Origin of the sequence: Paenibacillus sp. OT2-17, from assembly GCF_009827695.1 — a bacterium.
Lineage (GTDB): Bacteria > Bacillota > Bacilli > Paenibacillales > Paenibacillaceae > Paenibacillus > Paenibacillus polymyxa_B.
The window spans coordinates 1-1,827 of record NZ_WUDQ01000666.1; the positions used below are offsets into that span (position 1 = coordinate 1).

Here is a 1,827-nt window from a genome sequence, read left to right on the forward strand (position 1 = left end):
TTGATCATGAAAAAATAGCCTCCTTATTAAGTGTTTTATCCTGTAATTTGGTTGTTATGTTGTATGTATTAGCACTCGACAGTCGTCAGTGCTAACAACCAACTTTATGATACTCAACTTGAGATTGAATTTCAAGTCCCTAATGTATTTTTTATGGGAATTTTTATGGACAGCCCTTCTCGATTATTTCCATCTGACTTAAAAATAACCGCTGACCCAAGGCTAATGCTTATTTTTAGGGCAGCTAAGCTGCTGCTGTTCATACTCTGTAAATAGTTATGATATACAAATGCTATTCATCATGTGCAAGTTGCCATGTAGCGCGGACCCGAATAAATTGTTTACTGAGCCATTCAGGTCCTGCCTTTTTATTCCGAAGCTACACGCAACTGGGCCTCACGTTCCTCCTGCGCACGCAGCTGCCTGCGGTACACGACCGAAGACAAATACACGCTCACTTCATATAGCACCAGCAACGGAATCGCCACCAAAAAATCGGAAATAAAGTCCGGCGGGGTAATGACAACCGCGACGAACACAAGCAGAAAATAAGAAATCTTCCGCCATTTGCGAAGCCGCATTGGTGTTATAACATGAATCCCCGTCAGAAACATGATAAGCAGTGGGAGCTCAAACAACAGCGCTACAGGCAGTACAATATTAAACATAAAGGTGAAATATTGTGCGATCCCGTACGTTTCCTGTAATCCCATACTTTTGGTGACAGACGATGTAAACTGAATCCCCATTGGGAAAATAATGAAATAAGCAAAAGCTGCCCCAATGATGAACAAAAGCAGCACATAAGGCACATACCGCAAAGTCGCACTCCGTTCTTGCGGTCTTAAGCCCGGGCTGACAAACTTCCACAGTTGGTAGCAGGCAAACGGTAGCGCCACCGCAATCCCGATGATCATGGCGATCTTCATGTAGATACCAATCCCGTCCCAAAAGGAAAACGCGTTTAACTGAAAAGCTTGCGCCGAACCGGAGCGAATAAGCCAGTCATAGACAGAACCCGCCGCGAACAGACCACCAGCCAGTGCCAATACAAATACAATTAGCACATAAATAATTCTGCGGCGAAGCTCTCCCAGATGTTCCATTAACGGCATTTCATGCTCTGATGGGGTCAAGTCCATTCCTCCTTTCTGAACGGAACGCAGCAGCGCCTCCTAAAAAATAAAGCCCTTCACTGAAGAAGAGGCTCTTGTTTATTGTACAAGCATCAAGAATTATAACTAAATCTATGACAAGCGTTTATCCTCAGGCTGAGGTTGAACTTCTGAAGACGTCGTTTGTGATGCTTTGACCACACTATCTTTGCTGTCTTTACGCTCAGTCCGTTCATCTTCTGATAAAATATCGCGTGCCCCGTTTTTAAACTCACGGAATGTACGCCCTACAGCTCGACCCAGCTCAGGCAGCTTGTTCGGACCAAATAACAGCAGCGCCAGAATAATCAACAAAATATAACCCGGTGCTCCAATATTGGGCATGTGTAGTAATCCTCCTTATGTTGACGGACAAAATAAGAATCTTTGCCCGTATACGGCCTTATAAATTCTTATAGGTATCATACCACACACGATGTGCTGCCTTCTACCGGAACTGGCCTGTCACCATAAGCAACGCTTCTGGAAGTTGGTCCATTATCGCTGCCAAATTTTCATGCACACCTTTGGGTGTTCCTGGCAAATTGACGATCAGTGTACGTCCGCGTATTCCCACGATTCCACGGAATAGCATAGCCGCTGGATTTTTCTGCATCACGATCATTCTCATGGCTTCCGCCATGCCTGGCACTTCCCGTTCCACTACCCGCCT

3 protein-coding genes are annotated in these 1,827 nt (G+C 45.2%); all 3 read right to left on the reverse strand.

Annotation, left to right across the window (positions count from 1 at the left end; genetic code table 11):
* Positions 1 to 368: 368 nt before the first annotated feature.
* Positions 369 to 1,136, reverse strand: a complete 768-nt coding sequence (gene tatC, locus GRP75_RS25880; RefSeq protein WP_160790757.1) for a twin-arginine translocase subunit TatC — start codon at positions 1,134 to 1,136, stop codon at positions 369 to 371.
* Between the two features lie 111 nt (positions 1,137 to 1,247).
* Positions 1,248 to 1,499, reverse strand: coding sequence for a twin-arginine translocase TatA/TatE family subunit (locus GRP75_RS25885; protein ID WP_013309213.1), 252 nt, complete (start codon positions 1,497 to 1,499; stop codon positions 1,248 to 1,250).
* Positions 1,500 to 1,602: 103 nt separating this feature from the next.
* Positions 1,603 to 1,827, reverse strand: a 225-nt coding sequence (locus GRP75_RS25890; protein ID WP_237449201.1) for a MogA/MoaB family molybdenum cofactor biosynthesis protein, incomplete at its 5' end; no start/stop codon positions are given.

Coding starts and splice junctions, on each gene's coding strand:
- GRP75_RS25885 (WP_013309213.1), bottom strand. CDS start 1,499: ATGCCCAATATTGGAGCACCGGGTTATATTTTGTTGATTATTCTGGCG.